The organism is Streptomyces sp. NPDC107538, from assembly GCF_055657445.1.
In genome coordinates this window covers 618011-633519 of record NZ_JBVKAY010000005.1, presented here as the reverse complement: position 1 = coordinate 633519, position 15509 = coordinate 618011, and the positions used below count along the sequence as shown (strand labels likewise).

The 15509-nt window shown below is 66.7% G+C and carries 18 protein-coding genes; 10 read left to right on the top strand and 8 right to left on the bottom strand.

Annotation, left to right across the window (positions count from 1 at the left end; genetic code table 11):
• Window positions 1-128 precede the first annotated feature (128 nt).
• Window positions 129-890 (top strand): phosphoglyceromutase, encoded by a 762-nt coding sequence (locus ACZ7MG_RS21260; protein WP_471395575.1) that lies wholly within the window; start codon window positions 129-131, stop codon window positions 888-890.
• A 98-nt stretch (window positions 891-988) separates the two neighbouring features.
• Here the strand turns inward: ACZ7MG_RS21260 and ACZ7MG_RS21255 are convergent, their stop codons facing one another.
• Together ACZ7MG_RS21255 and ACZ7MG_RS21250 are read right to left on the bottom strand one after the other, a co-directional pair.
• Window positions 989-1483, bottom strand: a complete 495-nt coding sequence (locus tag ACZ7MG_RS21255; protein WP_471395574.1) for a DUF5959 family protein — start codon at window positions 1481-1483, stop codon at window positions 989-991.
• Window positions 1484-1730: 247 nt separating this feature from the next.
• Window positions 1731-2519, bottom strand: a complete 789-nt coding sequence (locus ACZ7MG_RS21250; RefSeq protein WP_471395573.1) for a GntR family transcriptional regulator — start codon at window positions 2517-2519, stop codon at window positions 1731-1733.
• Between the two features lie 107 nt (window positions 2520-2626).
• Between ACZ7MG_RS21250 and ACZ7MG_RS21245 the strand changes: the two genes are divergently transcribed.
• The 4 genes from ACZ7MG_RS21245 (at window position 2627) to ACZ7MG_RS21230 (ending at window position 4352) form a co-directional block, all read left to right on the top strand.
• On the top strand, window positions 2627-3034 hold the full coding sequence (locus tag ACZ7MG_RS21245) for an NUDIX hydrolase (RefSeq protein WP_467329542.1): 408 nt from the start codon (window positions 2627-2629) through the stop codon (window positions 3032-3034).
• 46 nt (window positions 3035-3080) lie between these two features.
• Window positions 3081-3509, top strand: coding sequence for an ATP-binding protein (locus ACZ7MG_RS21240; protein WP_471395572.1), 429 nt, complete (start codon window positions 3081-3083; stop codon window positions 3507-3509).
• Entirely contained in the window at window positions 3503-3895 is a 393-nt protein-coding gene (locus tag ACZ7MG_RS21235; protein ID WP_471395571.1) for a hypothetical protein, read from the top strand. The genes ACZ7MG_RS21240 and ACZ7MG_RS21235 overlap by 7 nt, the downstream gene beginning before the upstream one ends.
• 157 nt (window positions 3896-4052) lie before the next feature.
• Window positions 4053-4352, top strand: a complete 300-nt coding sequence (locus tag ACZ7MG_RS21230) for a hypothetical protein (protein WP_471395570.1) — start codon at window positions 4053-4055, stop codon at window positions 4350-4352.
• A 423-nt stretch (window positions 4353-4775) separates the two neighbouring features.
• Here the strand turns inward: ACZ7MG_RS21230 and ACZ7MG_RS21225 are convergent, their stop codons facing one another.
• Window positions 4776-6017, bottom strand: a complete 1242-nt coding sequence (locus ACZ7MG_RS21225; RefSeq protein WP_471388639.1) for an AlbA family DNA-binding domain-containing protein — start codon at window positions 6015-6017, stop codon at window positions 4776-4778.
• A gap of 384 nt (window positions 6018-6401) precedes the next feature.
• On the opposite strand from ACZ7MG_RS21225, the gene ACZ7MG_RS21220 reads away from it, so the two are divergent.
• On the top strand, window positions 6402-7022 hold the full coding sequence (locus tag ACZ7MG_RS21220) for a hypothetical protein (protein WP_471388642.1): 621 nt from the start codon (window positions 6402-6404) through the stop codon (window positions 7020-7022).
• Between the two features lie 281 nt (window positions 7023-7303).
• The gene (locus tag ACZ7MG_RS21215) at window positions 7304-7747 is read left to right on the top strand and encodes a hypothetical protein (protein ID WP_471388645.1); all 444 of its coding nucleotides are present in this window, start codon (window positions 7304-7306) and stop codon (window positions 7745-7747) included.
• Between the two features lie 208 nt (window positions 7748-7955).
• Here the strand turns inward: ACZ7MG_RS21215 and ACZ7MG_RS21210 are convergent, their stop codons facing one another.
• Window positions 7956-9188 (bottom strand): DNA sulfur modification protein DndB, encoded by a 1233-nt coding sequence (locus ACZ7MG_RS21210; RefSeq protein ID WP_471388648.1) that lies wholly within the window; start codon window positions 9186-9188, stop codon window positions 7956-7958.
• 786 nt (window positions 9189-9974) lie between these two features.
• On the opposite strand from ACZ7MG_RS21210, the gene ACZ7MG_RS21205 reads away from it, so the two are divergent.
• Window positions 9975-10346, top strand: coding sequence for a GIY-YIG nuclease family protein (locus ACZ7MG_RS21205; RefSeq protein ID WP_471388650.1), 372 nt, complete (start codon window positions 9975-9977; stop codon window positions 10344-10346).
• Window positions 10347-10642: 296 nt separating this feature from the next.
• Here the strand turns inward: ACZ7MG_RS21205 and ACZ7MG_RS21200 are convergent, their stop codons facing one another.
• From ACZ7MG_RS21200 to phoU, 4 genes are all read right to left on the bottom strand, one after another.
• The gene (locus ACZ7MG_RS21200) at window positions 10643-10954 is read right to left on the bottom strand and encodes a DUF6234 family protein (RefSeq protein WP_471388653.1); all 312 of its coding nucleotides are present in this window, start codon (window positions 10952-10954) and stop codon (window positions 10643-10645) included.
• Between the two features lie 132 nt (window positions 10955-11086).
• Window positions 11087-11386 (bottom strand): hypothetical protein, encoded by a 300-nt coding sequence (locus tag ACZ7MG_RS21195; RefSeq protein ID WP_471388655.1) that lies wholly within the window; start codon window positions 11384-11386, stop codon window positions 11087-11089.
• A gap of 165 nt (window positions 11387-11551) precedes the next feature.
• Window positions 11552-11800, bottom strand: a complete 249-nt coding sequence (locus ACZ7MG_RS21190) for an SCO4226 family nickel-binding protein (protein WP_471388656.1) — start codon at window positions 11798-11800, stop codon at window positions 11552-11554.
• Window positions 11801-12494: 694 nt separating this feature from the next.
• Window positions 12495-13184 (bottom strand): phosphate signaling complex protein PhoU, encoded by a 690-nt coding sequence (gene phoU / locus ACZ7MG_RS21185; protein WP_471388658.1) that lies wholly within the window; start codon window positions 13182-13184, stop codon window positions 12495-12497.
• Between the two features lie 299 nt (window positions 13185-13483).
• Between phoU and phoR the strand changes: the two genes are divergently transcribed.
• Both phoR and phoP read left to right on the top strand, forming a co-directional pair.
• A complete protein-coding gene (phoR, locus tag ACZ7MG_RS21180; RefSeq protein ID WP_471388661.1) occupies window positions 13484-14749 on the top strand; it encodes a two-component system sensor histidine kinase PhoR in 1266 nt (421 codons plus the stop codon).
• Between the two features lie 5 nt (window positions 14750-14754).
• Entirely contained in the window at window positions 14755-15426 is a 672-nt protein-coding gene (gene phoP, locus ACZ7MG_RS21175) for a two-component system response regulator PhoP (protein WP_010985401.1), read from the top strand.
• The last annotated feature ends 83 nt before the right edge of the window (window positions 15427-15509 follow it).

The window sequence follows — 15509 nt, the reverse complement described above, 5'->3', positions numbered from 1 at the left end:
CGGACGCGCGCGGGAGACGGGCCACCCAATTAGCAACCCCAGTCAACTGTCCGCGACGGCGGATGCGGCCCTGTCCGCCTGTCGGCCGGGCGAGTGATCGTTTCCGGCCGTCGATTACGCTCGGGGCCATGGCCGACGCACCGTACAAGCTGATCCTGCTCCGCCACGGCGAGAGCGAGTGGAACGAGAAGAACCTGTTCACCGGCTGGGTGGACGTCAACCTCACGCCGAAGGGAGAGAAGGAGGCGACGCGCGGCGGTGAGCTGCTGAAGGACGCCGGCCTGCTCCCCGACGTGCTCCACACCTCCCTCCAGAGGCGCGCCATCCGCACCGCGCAGCTGGCGCTCGACTCCGCCGACCGCCACTGGATCCCCGTCCACCGCTCATGGCGCCTGAACGAGCGCCACTACGGCGCCCTCCAGGGCAAGGACAAGGCCCAGACCCTCGCGGAGTTCGGCGAGGAGCAGTTCATGCTCTGGCGCCGCTCGTACGACACCCCGCCGCCCCCGCTCGCGGACGACAACGAGTTCTCCCAGGCGGCCGATGCGCGCTACGCGACGATCCCGCCGGAGCTGCGCCCCCGCACGGAGTGCCTCAAGGACGTCGTCACCCGCATGCTCCCCTACTGGTACGACGGCATCGTCCCCGACCTCCTCGCCGGCCGCACGGTCCTCGTCGCCGCCCACGGCAACTCCCTCCGCGCCCTCGTCAAGCACCTCGACGACATCTCCGACGCCGACATCGCGGGCTTGAACATCCCCACCGGCATCCCCCTCGCCTACAACCTCGACCCCAACTTCAAGCCCCTCAACCCCGGCGGCACCTACCTCGACCCCGACGCGGCCGCCGCGGCGATCGAGGCGGTCAAGAACCAGGGAAAGAAGAAGTAAGCGGAGCTGATCAAGCCCCCTACCTGCGGGTGTCCGCTGGTAGGGGGCTTTTTGGCGGGCCTGGGCCGTCTGTGGGCCGGCAGTTGCTTGACGGAGCGTCAGGCTTTGCCGGCGTGCCGCCACTCGTAGGCGCTGGGTGATGTCTCGATGACCTCGCGGGGGAAGACCTCGCGCACTCGGGCGAGTAGCTCACGCTGCTTGCTGGCCCATGCTCCCGATGGTGCGAACAGTGGGACGGTGACAGTGACCCCTGACGACGGCCCGTCGTGCACGGACACCCAAAGACTGTGGCTCTCGTCGGGCTTGAACTTCATCGAGGGAGTCCGCCCGGAGTTGAGCCACATGGCGAACCGACCGGATTCCAGGATTGCCAAGGTGTCCTCCCAGTCCTCCAGGTCCTCGGGTAGGAGAGTCACCGGGAAGGTGGCATTGACGGATTCCGTCACGATGACGATCTCGCAGTCGAGGAAGTCGTGGCCGGTCAGGATTCCGGGTCGGTATCGGCCCAGGACGCGCACGGAGACACAGTGACCGCTGGTGCCGGGCCTGTCGGCCAGATGTATCAGATCGACGACGCCATCCGTGGAGCCCATGTAATTCCCTCCCGAAGTAACGAATTCCGAGCATCCTGCCGCACTACGTCCTCGGCGCTCTCGCCCGTCTGCCGGTCGCGGACGTTGGGCTCGGGAACATGCGTCGGCAGGATCGTGCTGACTTGAGGGGCTCAACACGAATGGCTCGCAAGGCAGCTCACTGATCTAATCGTCTATACGAGTATGCTTGTTGGGGGTTGTACGAGTCGGAGAAGCGTCCCCCCGCGCACCACCGCACATCACCTCATCACGTCGCCGGGAGCTGGTACGCCAGCACGTATGCGTCCGCTGCCATGACCGTGTCGCAGACCTCCACGGCCCGGCCCTCGGCGTCGAAGGCGGTACGGATCAGGTGGATCACCGGTACACCGGAGGCCAGCCGGAGCGTCTTCACCTCGGCGGGCGAAGGCATCCGGGCGCGAATCTCCTCCTCGAAGTGGTCGAGGCGGTGGCCCAGCTCTTCGAGACGGGCGTAGATCCCGCCGGGTCCGGGGTTCGGCTCGGCGATCGGCGTACCGCGAGCGATGTCGAGCGGGAGATATGAGGTGGCGAACTCGACCGGCCGTCCGTCGAGGAGATACCGGCGCCGGCGAGCCAGCACTCGCCGCACGGAACCGAGCCGTGTCGAGACGTCCTGACTGGCCTTTTCTTCCTTCACTTCAAGGCTGTCGACCTGGGGGTGACTGCCGGCGGCGCCTGCTTCGACGATGAAGGCGGCCTTGCCCTGCTCGCGGTGGCGCCGGGCGAACCGGTCGGAGGCGAGTCGCCGCACGGGCGGCCGGGGCCGGACGAAGACGCCCTTGCCGTGCTCGGCGTGTACGAGACCTTCGCCCTGGAGGACGGAGAAGGAGTTGCGGACCGTCATCCGGGATACCCCGTAGTGGTCAACAAGCTCGGCTTCCGAGGGCAGTTTTTCACCCTCCTTGAACCGCCCACGGTCGATGGCCTCGCGCAACTGGTCGGCGATCTGCCGAAAGACCGCACGATCACTCGTGGGATCGAGATCACCGAGGAAGCCGGAAGGAAGAGAGGGCACGTGTACTCCTTTAGATATCTAGACGAGTGGGCGATTGTTGTTGCTACGGTGGAGAGCCTAGCCAGCCGAGAGGGCCGAGGAACGTGAGCACTGACCGTCCGCACTCCGTGAGCGTCGCCGGAGTCATCGTCGACGACCAGGGCCGGGCCCTCTTGATCAAACGCCGTGACAACGGCAAGTGGGAACCCCCGGGCGGAGTCCTCGAACGCGAGGAAACCCTCCCCGAAGCCCTCCAGCGCGAAGTACTCGAAGAGACCGGCATCAAGATCACACTTCCCGCGACCCTGACCGGTGTCTACAAGAACATGACGGGCCTGATCGTCTCGCTGGTCTTCCGCTGCGAGGCGGCCGACGGCACCCCGACCACCGGCGACGAGACCCGCGCACTGCGCTGGGCCACCCGCGAAGAAGTCACCGAGCTTGCCGACGAGGCATACGCGATCCGCGTCACCGACGCATTGGACGCGGTATCCCCGCCGGCCATCCGCGCCCACGACGGCGTGAAACTCGTCTAGCCCGAACCCGCTGCACATGGCGGCCTACCAGCACGAAGGAACTTGTATGCACGAGTATACGAGCACCGCCCGGGTCTGGGGACTCACTTGCCCAGGATTTCCCGAAGAGGTCAGCCGGGCCCGCCGCTGGACCCGCGACATCCTGCGCGGATCACCCCTGGCCGACGACGCCGAACTGATCGTGAGCGAACTGAGCGCGAACGCGATCCTCCACACGGCCAGCGGCATGGAATCCGGCAGCTTCCACCTGGCCCTAGCGGTGACCCGGCAGGTGATCGCCCTGTCGGTGACGGACGGCGGAGGAACCGGCACGGCCCCCAAGGCCGAGCACCAGGACGACGAGGCCGAACACGGCCGGGGCCTGGGCATGGTCACCGCACTCGCCCACCGGGTCGTCATCCACGGCAGCGAGGGCGGCTGCACGGTCACCGCGGAACTGTTCACCGGCACCCGACCGGGAGACCACCTGTGCTGAAGGACGAAGCCCGCCGGGGCTACTGGTGCGAGTGCTGGACCGAAGGCCTCTACGGTCAGGGCGGGGCGGAGCTGAGGGCGTCGTTCGACGCCTACTCGGCGCCCCAGGCGGACAGGTGGGTTGCTGTCGCGCTCCGCACCATCTCTCCAGCGTTTGACCCGGAAGCATCCGAGCAGGCATGGCAGTGGTTGTACGACGGCCGCATAGACACACGACGAGCCCTCCTGCGCTCCGAGCCCTGCACCGTGTCGGTCACCTTCGACTCGACCCGCATCACGTGGACGATCCGGCCAGTGCTCTACCTGCCACTCGCTCACCGTCAGGGCATCCAACTTCCGGTGTGTGCCTATGACTTCAAGCCGCTCCACGACGGCCACCAGCGGTGACGGTCTCCACTAGCGTGGCCCTATGACAGAGACGGGGAAGGCAGCACGGAGGCCCAGACAGCTCAGCGAGTTGGCGGATGTGTATGACTTCCTGGACGAAGTCAGGCTTCGTCCGAGCATGTGGGTGCGAGGCCGGTCGCTCCTGCACCTGGAGTCCATGCTGATCGGCTACACAGCGGCCCTCGGCATCCATGGCATCGACGAGGATTGCGACCTCCACCCTGGAAGTCTGGGGCCGTTCGCTCAGTGGCTTTGGCGCCGCCTGGGGATGTCGTACCCCAGCTCGCTGGGTTGGGCGGTCGAGATCGAGCGCAGGGCGGAGCAGACCGACGTGCCGGCCATGGAAATGTTCTTCGAGCTACTGGACGAGTTCCGCGCCGCAGGCCACGACACGCACCAGATGAAGCCGGACAGTCAAGCGCCCACCGAGGCTGAACAGTCCCAGCAGTCCGACTGAGTTACAACTTTCTCTACTGGTTCAAGAGCCCGCGCACGGCGCGGGCGCGCGCCGCCTCTGCGGCGCGGCCTGCCTCCTGTCTGCGCCCCGGCTGGCCGCGCCCGGCGGCGCGCTACGTGCATGCGGGCAGAAGCGAGGAAGTCACCCGCGGGTCAAGGACATGCCTCCGGCGGGGGCGCTCAGGCTCCGAGATGGCGGGGGCGCCGTTCGCGAGTGCCGGCCGTTGGTGGCGGGCGCGGGGAGCTCCCATCCCGTCTGCCGTCGACCCAGGCAGAGCCGAGCAGCCACGGTTCAGGGCGTCAAGGTCGTTCCTACAGTGGCGCACTCCACCTTGACGCCCTGAACCGTGCCCGCTCCACGGTGTGTGGGTCGACGGCAGACGGGATGGGAGCTGAGGTGAGTGGGGAGCTGAGGTTGTGGCGCCTACCTGCCTTGGCTGGATTGCGAAATATCCTGAGCACCACGATCTGAAGGTGGCCCTGCGATCATCGCTTGTACCAAGGAACTCAGGATTTCCGCTCGCTGCTGTGTTTCGAGACGGGCGTCAGTAATCAGCCGTTCAGCAGCTAGATAGCGGGCGAACTCAAGTGGCTGATCAAAGTAGGCACGCAAATGCTCGGCAGCAGTTTCCTGTGATTTAACGAAGGTTCTGCTCACATATCCAGCGAGAGCAGCGGAGACTGCGCCGAGTGCGCCAGCTACGACGGCGCCAGCTGTCGTGCTGGCGAAGAAGGCCACAGCGGCGAACGCAACTAGCAAGATGAAGCCGACAGTCATGGCGATCTGGGCGTTGCGGAACGATTTGGCTGCTTGTTCTAGTGCAATGCCATGGTAGTGGTCCAATCGGCGATGGGTCACTGTCCAGAGGGCGGAAAGCGTCAGGCGTGCCTGCTCCTCATCCTCCGCTTGTGACTGCGAAGCATCGGCATGGAAGGAGCGGAGTTCCTCTTCCAGTTCGGCTTCAGCCTGCCGCACCCTCTCTCGCGTTTGGGCGACGTCTTCGTCCTCGGGCCTCCACCCTACGAGTTCCACCATTAGCCCAGCGAAAAGAATTGAGAAGCCTAGTAGGGCTGCTCCAGGCGTAAGAGATGCAGGATCATTTCCTTGTAGGAACCGGACCAGAAAAAGCGCGCCAGGCAGGACTAGGGCTGCGGCCGCTATAATCAGGACGTTGCGACGCCGGAACGCTCGGCGTCGATTTAGCGAAGCCACTCGAACTTCGGGAACTATTTGATTCGAATCAGGGGTGCTGGATGAACGAAGTGCGAAATTCGATGCGGGTATCGTCGTAATGCTCGATCCCACTCGTATAGCCACTTGGCCATCACTGGATACAGGCGTGCTTTGGGACGCTTCTACGCGAATTATGCCGAACTGTTTGCCTCGAGCTGTAACGCAAAAGGCTCGTATCTCGGGTTGGGGATCCAGGTGCCTGCGCGCGTAATTTACGAGGCGTTCAAATGCGTGCGGATCGACGCCGGTTAGCCTGCCCGCTGTTGGATTAGGTCGATCGTCAATGCCAACAATGATCGTGCCACCGCGCGTATTGGCGAATGCGGCGATAATTCTGCCGAGTACGCGAGGATGCACTCTGGCATTCTTGAACTCAAGATCAACTCCCTCGGGTTGGCGCAGGAGGGCTTCGATCTCTTCGGGTGTCGCCATGGCCGTGAGACTAACGGCTGTTGAACGGCTAGTCCCATGAACTGATCAAGATGTGCACCGATCGTGTGCCGCGGGCAGCGTGCTCGATCGGCGGCGCAGCCTCGTGGGCCGTCTCTGGGCCGTGCGAGGTCGACCAACGCTGACAGTCGGCACCCACGGGTGACCACCCCCGTTCCCCTCTGGCCTGGGCTCCCCGAGTTGATCTGCGACACTGGGTGGGTTATGCCGAAGCCCGGAGAACTGGCAGTGATTCGGCAGCAACGGGCCCTCTAACTGCGCGTTTGGCCAAGATGGGGGCCTTTCGCCCACCTCTAGGCCGTCGCATCTTCTGACTAAGTTGCGCAAACGCCTTACAGCGTTTCCCCTAGAAGCCAAGATGATCTGGTGGAGATAGCCCGTCTGGTTCTGGACTTCCTCAAGGTGCTTGTGTGGCCGGCCGTGATCCTTGCCGTCGCGTACGGGTTCAGGGAGGAGGTTCGAGGCTTGCTCCGGCGAGTCAAAGCACTGAGCGCTGTGGGTGTGGACGCTGAGTTCTCGGAAGCTGTTGAGCAGGCCAGCGCCGAGGTGGAGGAGGCCGTGACACAGGCCGAGCCGCAGGCCAGCGAACTGCCGCTGCCGTCCACCGCGACAGCTGCCGAGCGACGTGAACGTGATGCTCGGCCGACAGGTCCCTACATTGACCCGACCAACGCGATGCTCGAAGCGTGGAATCAAGTTCGCTCGACTATCAGCCGCATGGTGTTGGAGCACACGACCTACGGCAGGATCGGCGAGACCATATTGACGCGCCTCTTCTGGAGTGAACGGTACTTCCCCCATGACATCGCGCAGTCCCTGCGTGATCTCCACGCAATCTCACGGGAGCTCCGAGACAGAAGGCGTCTCCCGACCACTGGTGCCGCACAGGACTACATCGCGAGCTGTGAAGCGATGGTCGATTGGCTAAGGGAGTATGCCAAGAGCCCGGCCTGGGCGGGCGCGGTTGGGAAACTGGAGACCCCCTGACCTGAACCAATGGCAGGGGGCTCCACACTCTGTGGCTTCCAGTTGCCGCGGCGCCCCCTGTCAAATACGTGTCGAAGGCGCCGATCCATCGCGCTCGGCGTCCGTGAAGCACTAGGTCAGGAGAGATGCGCCGACGGTCACACCAGGCGCCTTCTAAGCCCTTGGCTGCTCGCTGCTCAGGCCGCCCTCAATGTCCTCGGCATCACGCCCCTGCAGGAGCGGCCGAGCCTGCACCTGTGTTATCACCTCGGCTGACCCCGTAGCGCCACCGAAGGAGCACGATGGCTGACACCGGCATTGACGACCTGTCCAAGTACGAGTCCGGGACCGACCCATTCACCGCGGCCGAGCTGGAGGCGATTGCCCGCTTCCGCGAAGACCTGTCCGGCATCCCCGACATCGCCTTCAAGGGCTTCGACGCCGACGGGATCCGCCTCCTCGCGTCCGAACACGGAGTGGGCGAAGCCCGCAAGATGCTGCACTCGTTCGCTACCGACCTCCTCAACGGCTGGTGGCTGGCGATCCTCTCGTTGAAGAACGACCTGCCGACCGGCACTGACGAGTCCGCCCGGCATAGCGCGGCCGCCGCCCGGTACGTTGCCCACCTCACCGCCCAGCACCTCAACGCCTGCGCAAAGTTTGAGCACGCCGTCACCATGTGGTTCCTGGACCTGGACACGGACCTCTCTTCCCCGCTGTATCTGAACAGGGACGGGGATGAGTGAGCCACACGGGGGCGACGAAGAAGTCATCGACGTCGAGCTCTGTTGGCAGACCGAGGGGGAACCACGGTAATTGACGGACCAGCTCTCGTGAAAGCGACCCCTGACCGATTCGCCAGGTCAGGGGCCGCTTTTACTGCGGAAACGGTGGGATTTGAACCCGCGGTGACATCACTGCCACGACGGTTTTCAAGCCCTTGCGAGAGGGAAGCTAGAACCGTCCGCGGATCTGCTTACCCGTTTCGCTCTCCGGGTGGTTCAGCGCGTCGTAGACCTTGTGGCCAGAGTCACGGGCGCCGCCGGCCCAGGAGACGGCGCCCCGGTCAGTCACCTTGGCCGCGATGCCGCTCCAGTACTTCGCTTCGCGCTCCCACTCGATACCCTCCAACAGGCGCTCAAGAGTGAGGCCCTCGGGCAAGGGGTCCGCGCTCCAGGACATGGTGCGGTTCATGGTCGCGCCCAGGCCGGCCACGACGGCAGGTGCGGTGATGGCAGTCTTGGCATGGAAGAGCGCGGCGTTCTCCTGGAGAAACGCGCCCACCGTCTCCATGACCTCTCGCTGCACGACGACCTTGTCCGGACGGTCGCCGCTTTCGTCGGCGGGGATGTCCTCGTGCTCGATGCCGGTCGACGCGGCGTGAATACCGGCCTTGCCGAGCATGGCCGTGGCAACGAGGGTCCGTAGGACCGACATCGTCATCCACTCCACGGCCTTGTCTGACACCTGGCGCTTGCCGGTGAGGATCAAGCTGGACAGCGGAACCGTGGTCTCACCGAACGGCACCTTCAGCGACTCCATCAACTTCCGCGTCACGGTGGTGCCGAAGTCGCGGCCATCCATGGACATGGCCAAGGACTTGTCGACCGGGACACCCTTCAGGTTGCGGTCGTGGAAGATCTGGCGGGCGGCCATGACGCTGATGCCGTGGAAGATCTCGAACGACAGCGGGATCGCACCGAAGTCGAAGTCCTCCAGGTCGTACGCGGCCGGGTGCCGCTTGATCCGGTGCCAAGCGGTGACCTGAGTCTCGCTGTCGAGAGCGTAGAGGCCATCCTTGATCGGCAGGGCCGACGAGCCATCCTCAGCGATGACCAACGGGCGCGGCGACCACAGAGTGATCTGCGGCAGCGACCATGCGTTGTCGAAGTCCCCCCGCAGGCCGGCCGCAATGTAGTCGGCGTACTCGCCGACGTTCTTAGCCTTCTTGCTGCTCGCAGTGCCGAGGAGCCGCTGAATCTCGCCGCGCGTGCGGGCGTACTCGCTGATCGGCTGTCCGGCCTTCTGGGCACGCTTGGCGGCGTCCTCGACCTCCTGAGGGTCGTTGACGATCGCCAGCAGGTTCTCGCAGTCGATGACGCCGTTCGCCATGACCCCCCTGCGGATCTCCCGGAGGCCGACGGGCAGACCGGTGGTCACCGGCTTCAAGGACGTGGTGATGCTCAAGTTCCCTCCCCCTTCAGGGACGCCACTATGACGCCCCGTCACGTTGTAGGACGCTAGCGGACACACCATCAGGGGGTCAACTGAGGTAACGATAATCCTCAGTTCTCCATACCGCAGTGGGTCATCTTTCAGCTGCGGCGGAGCTAATTACCTCACAAGCGTGACTGCGGTGGGCATCTTTCGACCATGCGAGTTGTCCGCGGAAGCGACGAAGGCCCCTGCAAAGGCGATCCTTGATCGGCTCAGGCCGTGACGGTCGCGCCTACGGCAGGGGTGTAGCGGGGCTTACGCGCGCTTGCCCGGTCGGCGCACCCGCCGTCGTGGCTGACTATCGTCGGTGGACGCTCAGACGCTCCAAGGCCTAGCCTCCGCGCGCTCCGGAGCGGAGATGCCGTGCCATTCGCGTGCCAGATCCTGCGGGGAACCACGGGGAACAGCAGGGGCCGACCGCGGTGCGACCAAGGCCCCGACCCCGCCCCCGCCGCAGGGCAGCAACAACCCCCAGAAGACCCAAGCTTCCCAAGCTGATGTCACGCAGCTACGGAGGCGAGGGATGCTGTCAGTGGCGACCAGTAGCCTGCGACGATCAGCCGTCGCGTGCCTGGAGATGCCGTGGAAGCTACCGCTCTCGTCAGTCCCGATCAGTTGTGGTCGGCGCAGGAGGTCTTGGTTCGTCCGAGTCCTGTACCGGCGGCGGCAGGGGTCTATGGGTGGCACTTCGAGCAGCCGCCCCACCCCGACCTGGACGCTGGGCGCCTGCTGTACGTCGGTATAGCCCCGCGGTTCATGGCGAACCGGACCAGCACGCAGAACCTTCGCAAGCGGGTGCGCTACCACTACCGGGGCAACGCGGCCGGCTCGACACTGCGGCTCACCCTCGGGTGCCTGCTCGGCCTTGAACTGCGCCGCGTGGGCAGCGGTAAGCGGATGACCTTCGGCAAGGTCGGCGAAGCGACCCTGAGCCAGTGGATGGCGGACAACGCGCGGGTGTGCTGGATTGAGCAGAGCGAACCATGGGCCCTGGAGTCACAGCTCATTTCCCAGCTCGACCTCCCGCTGAACCTCGATCAGAACCGCCACAACGCGTTCCACAGTCGCCTGAAGGAGATACGAGCCCAAGCACGCCAGCGAGCACGAGAGTTGCCCATCAGCTCGTAGGCCGCCGAAGGGGCCGATGTCTGGGCCGTCCCTGGGCCGTCCGAGGACGCTCAACAGTGGCCAATGATGACCAACGACGACCACCCGGTGCACGATCCCACTGCCCCTGACCAGCAAAAACCCAGCTCACCAAGATCTCCGACAAGACCCAGGGCAAGAAGAAGTAAGCAGCGCCGAACAAGCCCCCTACCCGCGGATTCTCTCCGCCGGTAGGGGGCTTCTTCGCTGAGCCCATGCCCATGCCCATGCCCGTGCCCTGAACCGGGCCCCGGCTCAGCGAGTGGGTGGATCGGGTGCTACGTCGGTGTCGCGAGCCCGGCCAGGAGTAGCGCTCCCGTTCCCAGGACGAGGAGTTGCACGAGGGCGGTAATGCGCCAGCGGAGTGCGAGCAGCGCACCGCCTGTGATGACCGCGCCGCCGAACAGGATCCACATGCCTTGGGATGCCTGCCCGGGGGCGCTGGGCGCGTTCCCGGAGTCGTAGCTGTCGGCCCAGCCCGCCATCCCGTAGGCGAACACCAGCCAGGCGATGACCATCAGGTCGATGATGAGCAGGGCCACGCCGGCCCCGAGCTGTTGGCCGGTCGTCGGCTCGCTCCCGCGACTCACATCCACCACCGCCCCGACCCCGACTCCGGGTGATTGTCCGTCCGCCACATGGCGCCCAGCATGCCGGTGGGGCAGTCACCGCACATGAGTACGGGTACTCAGGTGCTCAGATGCCCCGGCCGGCGCCCTGCCCTACGCCGCGCCCGTGACGTCCGGGGCGACGAAGCGGCGGTGGAGGGGGCTGAAGGTGGTTTCGGGGGTGCCGGTGAGGCCGGCCTTCTGGATGACGGGGGCGAGCCTCTCGGCGAAGAAGGCCTCGAACGCCTCCTGGGACTCCCAGACGTCGGTGACATGGAGGCCCTGGTCGTCGAACCAGGCCACGTGAAGCTGGCCGCCCGCCGCCGGGACCCCCTCCCAGTCGACCGCGTCGCGCACGGTGTCGTACTCCTCCGGAGTCACCTCTGGCCAGTGCATCGACATCACTACGGACATGTGCGGAACCCCCCTGTTGTGTGGTGCCGCCGATATCGGCCTATCGGAGCAGCGGCCTATCGGAGTAGCGGCATGGGGATGGTTCCATCTCGCGGACGGCGCCGGACAGGGCGTGCGGGGGCGTGCCGCGCGTACCGAAAGCCCTCGTACGCGGCCCAAGTTCTGCTAAATCGTCAGCGGGACCGGGTGGATCTCGTCCGCCTTGTGGCCGGCGCGTTCGTGGATGCGCTGGACGGCGTCGGCGGAGGGTGCCTCGGAGAGGCAGTAGACCGTGCCGGACTGGGGGTCGGCCCAGGCGCGCTGGAAGCGGACGTTCTCGTCGCTCTGGATGTCGACGTCGGCCTTGTGCGCGGCGTGCAGCTGCTCCTCCGTGATGCCCTTCATGTCGTGGTGGACGTCCATGAACATGGTCATGACCCGTACCTCTTTCGTCCTCGCCCCCCCGGTTGTCTCGTCCCCCTCCCCGGCCCTCCTTCTCCGTCTACCTCCCCTCCCTTCCCGTCCCCCTCCTCCTCTTCATGCTCCGCCCGTACGGCCATCCGGGCGACTCCATGGCGAAGGGGGCCCGCCGCGAGCGACAGGCCCCCTTCGCCGCCGTACGAGGCGACCGCGTGCGGTCAGCCGCACTGGCACGGGTTGCCGGACTGGCACCCGCACGCGCATCCGGAGCCGCAGCCGCAGGCGCCGAGAAGCGGCAGGGCTTTGAGGTCGGTGGGCTGATGGGTGTCCCGGGCCCGGGTCGGGTCCGGCGTGCTGGGGCTGGCGGGGGATTTGGCCATGGTCCCTCCTCGAAGGCACGGAAGGCGACGCAGCGAAGGCTGGTGCCCGTGCCCGTTGGTTGCCCCATTGCACGCCCGTTCGGCCGGGCGTATCAACGGCGCATCAGCGGCGCATGGAGGCGTCCGCACGCCCCGCCGGGTCCCCGAGCGCCGACCAGCCACTTCCACCGCCCTCGGTCCGACCCCGGGCCGTAGCCCTCCGGCCAACCCCCGGCTCAACCCGAGGCCGTAGCCCTCCGGCCAACCCCCGGCTCAACCCGAGGCCGTAGCCCTCCGGCCAACCCCCGGCCCAACCCGAGGCCGTAGCCCCCGCCCCACCCCCCGGAGGGCTACGCCCCCTCCACCCCCGTAACCGGCTGGATGTCCGCCTGCAGCTCGTCCGCGTGCTCGCCCGTCACCAGGTACACCACACGCTTGGCGACGGACACCGCGTGGTCGGCGAAGCGCTCGTAGTAGCGGCCGAGGAGGGTGACGTCGACGGCGGTCTCGATGCCGTGCTTCCAGCGGTCGTCCATGAGGTGCTGGAAGAGCGTGCGGTGCAGGAGGTCCATCGCGTCGTCGTCGCTCTCCAGCTGCAGCGCGAGGTCGACGTCCTTGGTGATGATCACCTCGGCGGCCTTGGCCATCAGACGCTGCGCGAGCTGGCCCATCTCCAGGATCGTGGCGTGCAGGTCGCGCGGGACCGTGTGCTCGGGGAAGCGGAGCCGGGTCAGCTTGGCGACGTGCTGGGCGAGGTCGCCGGAGCGCTCCAGGTCGGCCGACATCCGCAGCGAGGTCACGACGATCCGGAGATCCGTCGCCACCGGCTGCTGCCTGGCCAGCAGGGCTATCGCACGGGCTTCCAGGTCGTGCTGGAGGTCGTCGACCTTCTTGTCGGCCTCGATCACGCTCTCGGCCAGCTTCAGGTCGGCGTCGAGCATCGCCGTCGTGGCGCGCCCGATAGCCGACCCCACCAGTCGGGCCATCTCGACCAGGCCCTCACCGATCGAGTCAAGTTCCTCGTGGTACGCGTCCCGCATCAGGGTGTCCCTCTCTTACGTACGTCTGCTCGTGGGTAACCAGAAAAGCCGTGCCGGAAGCCGTTCCGCCAGGCCAGGACGACCGAACGACCGAATGAACGGCGAAGATGAACGGCGAAGGCGAACGGTGACCGGGGGCCCCGGACGAACCCACGCTCCCACGTTCCGACCCGTACGCGTCCGTTTCAGCCATCTCAAATGAACCAATACTGGCTCCAAGGTGAACTCTGGGCGACGAGTGTTCGAGGTCGCCCTCCGATCGCTGTGGGGATGTCCGACCTCGTGCCTAACCTGGACGCATGGACGTGAACGCGGCGGTCGCCGCAGCGGCAGCGATCGCCGGAGTGCTCACCGGCGTCATCGCCATGCTGGCGTTCCGTGTCAGCGAGCGCGAGCAGAAGCGTCCCACCAGAACCTCCCTGCACACGGACCCGGTGCTGCCGCCCGGCGTCGACACCGTGCTGTCCGTGCTCCGCTCCTCCGCCGTCGTCCTCGACGAGGCGGACGCCGTCGTCAAGGCCAGCTCCGCCGCGTACGCCCTCGGGCTGGTGCGCGGAGGGAAGCTCGCCGTCGAGCCGATGATGAAGATGGCCCGCGAGACCCGCCGGGACGGCGAGATACGGCAGGTCGAGCTGGACCTGCCCCGGCGCGGCACCGGACGCGGCGAGGCGCTCGCCGTCTCCGCGCGCGTCGCGCCGCTGGGCTCCCGGCTGGTGCTGCTCCTGGTCGAGGACCTCACCGAGGCCCGCCGGATAGAGGCAGTACGACGCGACTTCGTCGCCAACGTCAGCCATGAGCTGAAGACGCCCGTCGGCGCGCTCTCCCTCCTCTCGGAGGCCGTCATGGGCGCCTCGGACGACCCCGAGGCGGTGGAACGGTTCGCCGGGCGCATGCAGATCGAGGCCACCCGGCTCACCAACCTCGTGCAGGAGCTGATCGACCTCTCCCGGGTGCAGAACGACGACCCGCTGGAGGACGCCGAGCCCGTCCGGGTGGACGAGCTGGTCGCCGAGGCCGTCGACCGCTGCCGCCACCAGGCCGGCACCAAGCAGATCACCATGGCCGCCGGCGGCACCGCCGAGCTGCGGGTCTGGGGCAACCGCGGTCAGCTGGCCGCGGCTCTCGGCAACCTCGTCGAGAACGCCGTCAACTACTCCCCGGCCCGCACCCGCGTCGGCATCGCCGCGCGCCGGGTGACCGCGCCCGGCGGGGACCATATCGAGATCGCCGTGACCGACCAGGGCATCGGCATCTCGGACAGGGACAAGGAGCGCATCTTCGAGCGCTTCTACCGCGTGGACCCGGCCCGTTCCCGCCAGACCGGCGGTACGGGTCTCGGTCTCGCGATCGTCAAGCACGTGGCCGCCTCGCACGGCGGGGAGGTCACGGTGTGGAGCTCGGAGGGACAGGGCTCCACGTTCACCCTCAGGCTGCCGGAGGCGGGCGCGTCCCGTGACCGTGCGGCCCAGCACCCGGACCTCGACGACGAGGACGGACAGCCTCACACCGACCCATCCCCGTACGGACCGTACGAATCGCATCCCGCCCCGGAGGTCCTTCCGTGACCCGAGTGCTCGTCGTCGAGGACGAGGAGTCCTTCTCCGACGCCCTGTCCTACATGCTCCGCAAGGAGGGCTTCGAGGTCGCCATCGCGACCACCGGGCCCGACGGTCTCGACGAGTTCGAGCGCAACGGAGCCGACCTCGTCCTGCTCGACCTGATGCTGCCCGGCCTGCCGGGCACCGAGGTCTGCCGTCAGCTGCGCGGCCGTTCCAATGTCCCGGTGATCATGGTGACCGCCAAGGACAGTGAGATCGACAAGGTCGTGGGCCTGGAAATAGGAGCCGATGACTATGTCACCAAGCCCTTCTCCTCCCGCGAGCTCGTCGCCCGTATCCGGGCCGTACTGCGCCGTCGCGGCGAGCCCGAGGAGGTCACCCCGGCCGCGCTGGAGGCGGGCCCCGTCCGGATGGACGTCGACCGTCACGTGGTCACTGTCTCGGGCTCCAAGGTCGACCTCCCCCTCAAGGAGTTCGACCTGCTCGAAATGCTGCTGCGCAACGCGGGCCGCGTCCTGACCCGGATGCAGCTCATCGACCGCGTCTGGGGTGCCGACTACGTCGGGGACACCAAGACCCTCGACGTCCACGTCAAGCGCCTCCGCGCCAAGATCGAGCCCGACCCCGGCGCCCCGCGGTACCTGGTGACGGTCCGCGGTCTCGGATACAAGTTCGAGCCGTAGGCCCTTCGGCCACACAGCCGCCGTATGCCGAAGGGCGGCACCCCCTGGGAGGGGTGCCGCCCTTCGGCGTAGCTGTACGGGCG

Bases quoted from the DNA above. Each gene is read 5' to 3' on its own strand.
- ACZ7MG_RS21205 (WP_471388650.1), top strand. From the start codon at position 9,975: ATGGCGAACCGGACCAGCACGCAGAACCTTCGCAAGCGGGTGCGCTAC.
- phoU (WP_471388658.1), bottom strand. From the start codon at position 13,184: ATGCGGGACGCGTACCACGAGGAACTTGACTCGATCGGTGAGGGCCTG.
- ACZ7MG_RS21215 (WP_471388645.1), top strand. From the start codon at position 7,304: ATGGCTGACACCGGCATTGACGACCTGTCCAAGTACGAGTCCGGGACC.
- ACZ7MG_RS21225 (WP_471388639.1), bottom strand. From the start codon at position 6,017: ATGGCGACACCCGAAGAGATCGAAGCCCTCCTGCGCCAACCCGAGGGA.
- ACZ7MG_RS21190 (WP_471388656.1), bottom strand. From the start codon at position 11,800: ATGACCATGTTCATGGACGTCCACCACGACATGAAGGGCATCACGGAG.
- ACZ7MG_RS21240 (WP_471395572.1), top strand. From the start codon at position 3,081: ATGCACGAGTATACGAGCACCGCCCGGGTCTGGGGACTCACTTGCCCA.
- ACZ7MG_RS21260 (WP_471395575.1), top strand. From the start codon at position 129: ATGGCCGACGCACCGTACAAGCTGATCCTGCTCCGCCACGGCGAGAGC.
- phoR (WP_471388661.1), top strand. From the start codon at position 13,484: ATGGACGTGAACGCGGCGGTCGCCGCAGCGGCAGCGATCGCCGGAGTG.
- ACZ7MG_RS21230 (WP_471395570.1), top strand. From the start codon at position 4,053: ATGCTGATCGGCTACACAGCGGCCCTCGGCATCCATGGCATCGACGAG.
- ACZ7MG_RS21195 (WP_471388655.1), bottom strand. From the start codon at position 11,386: ATGTCCGTAGTGATGTCGATGCACTGGCCAGAGGTGACTCCGGAGGAG.
- ACZ7MG_RS21255 (WP_471395574.1), bottom strand. From the start codon at position 1,483: ATGGGCTCCACGGATGGCGTCGTCGATCTGATACATCTGGCCGACAGG.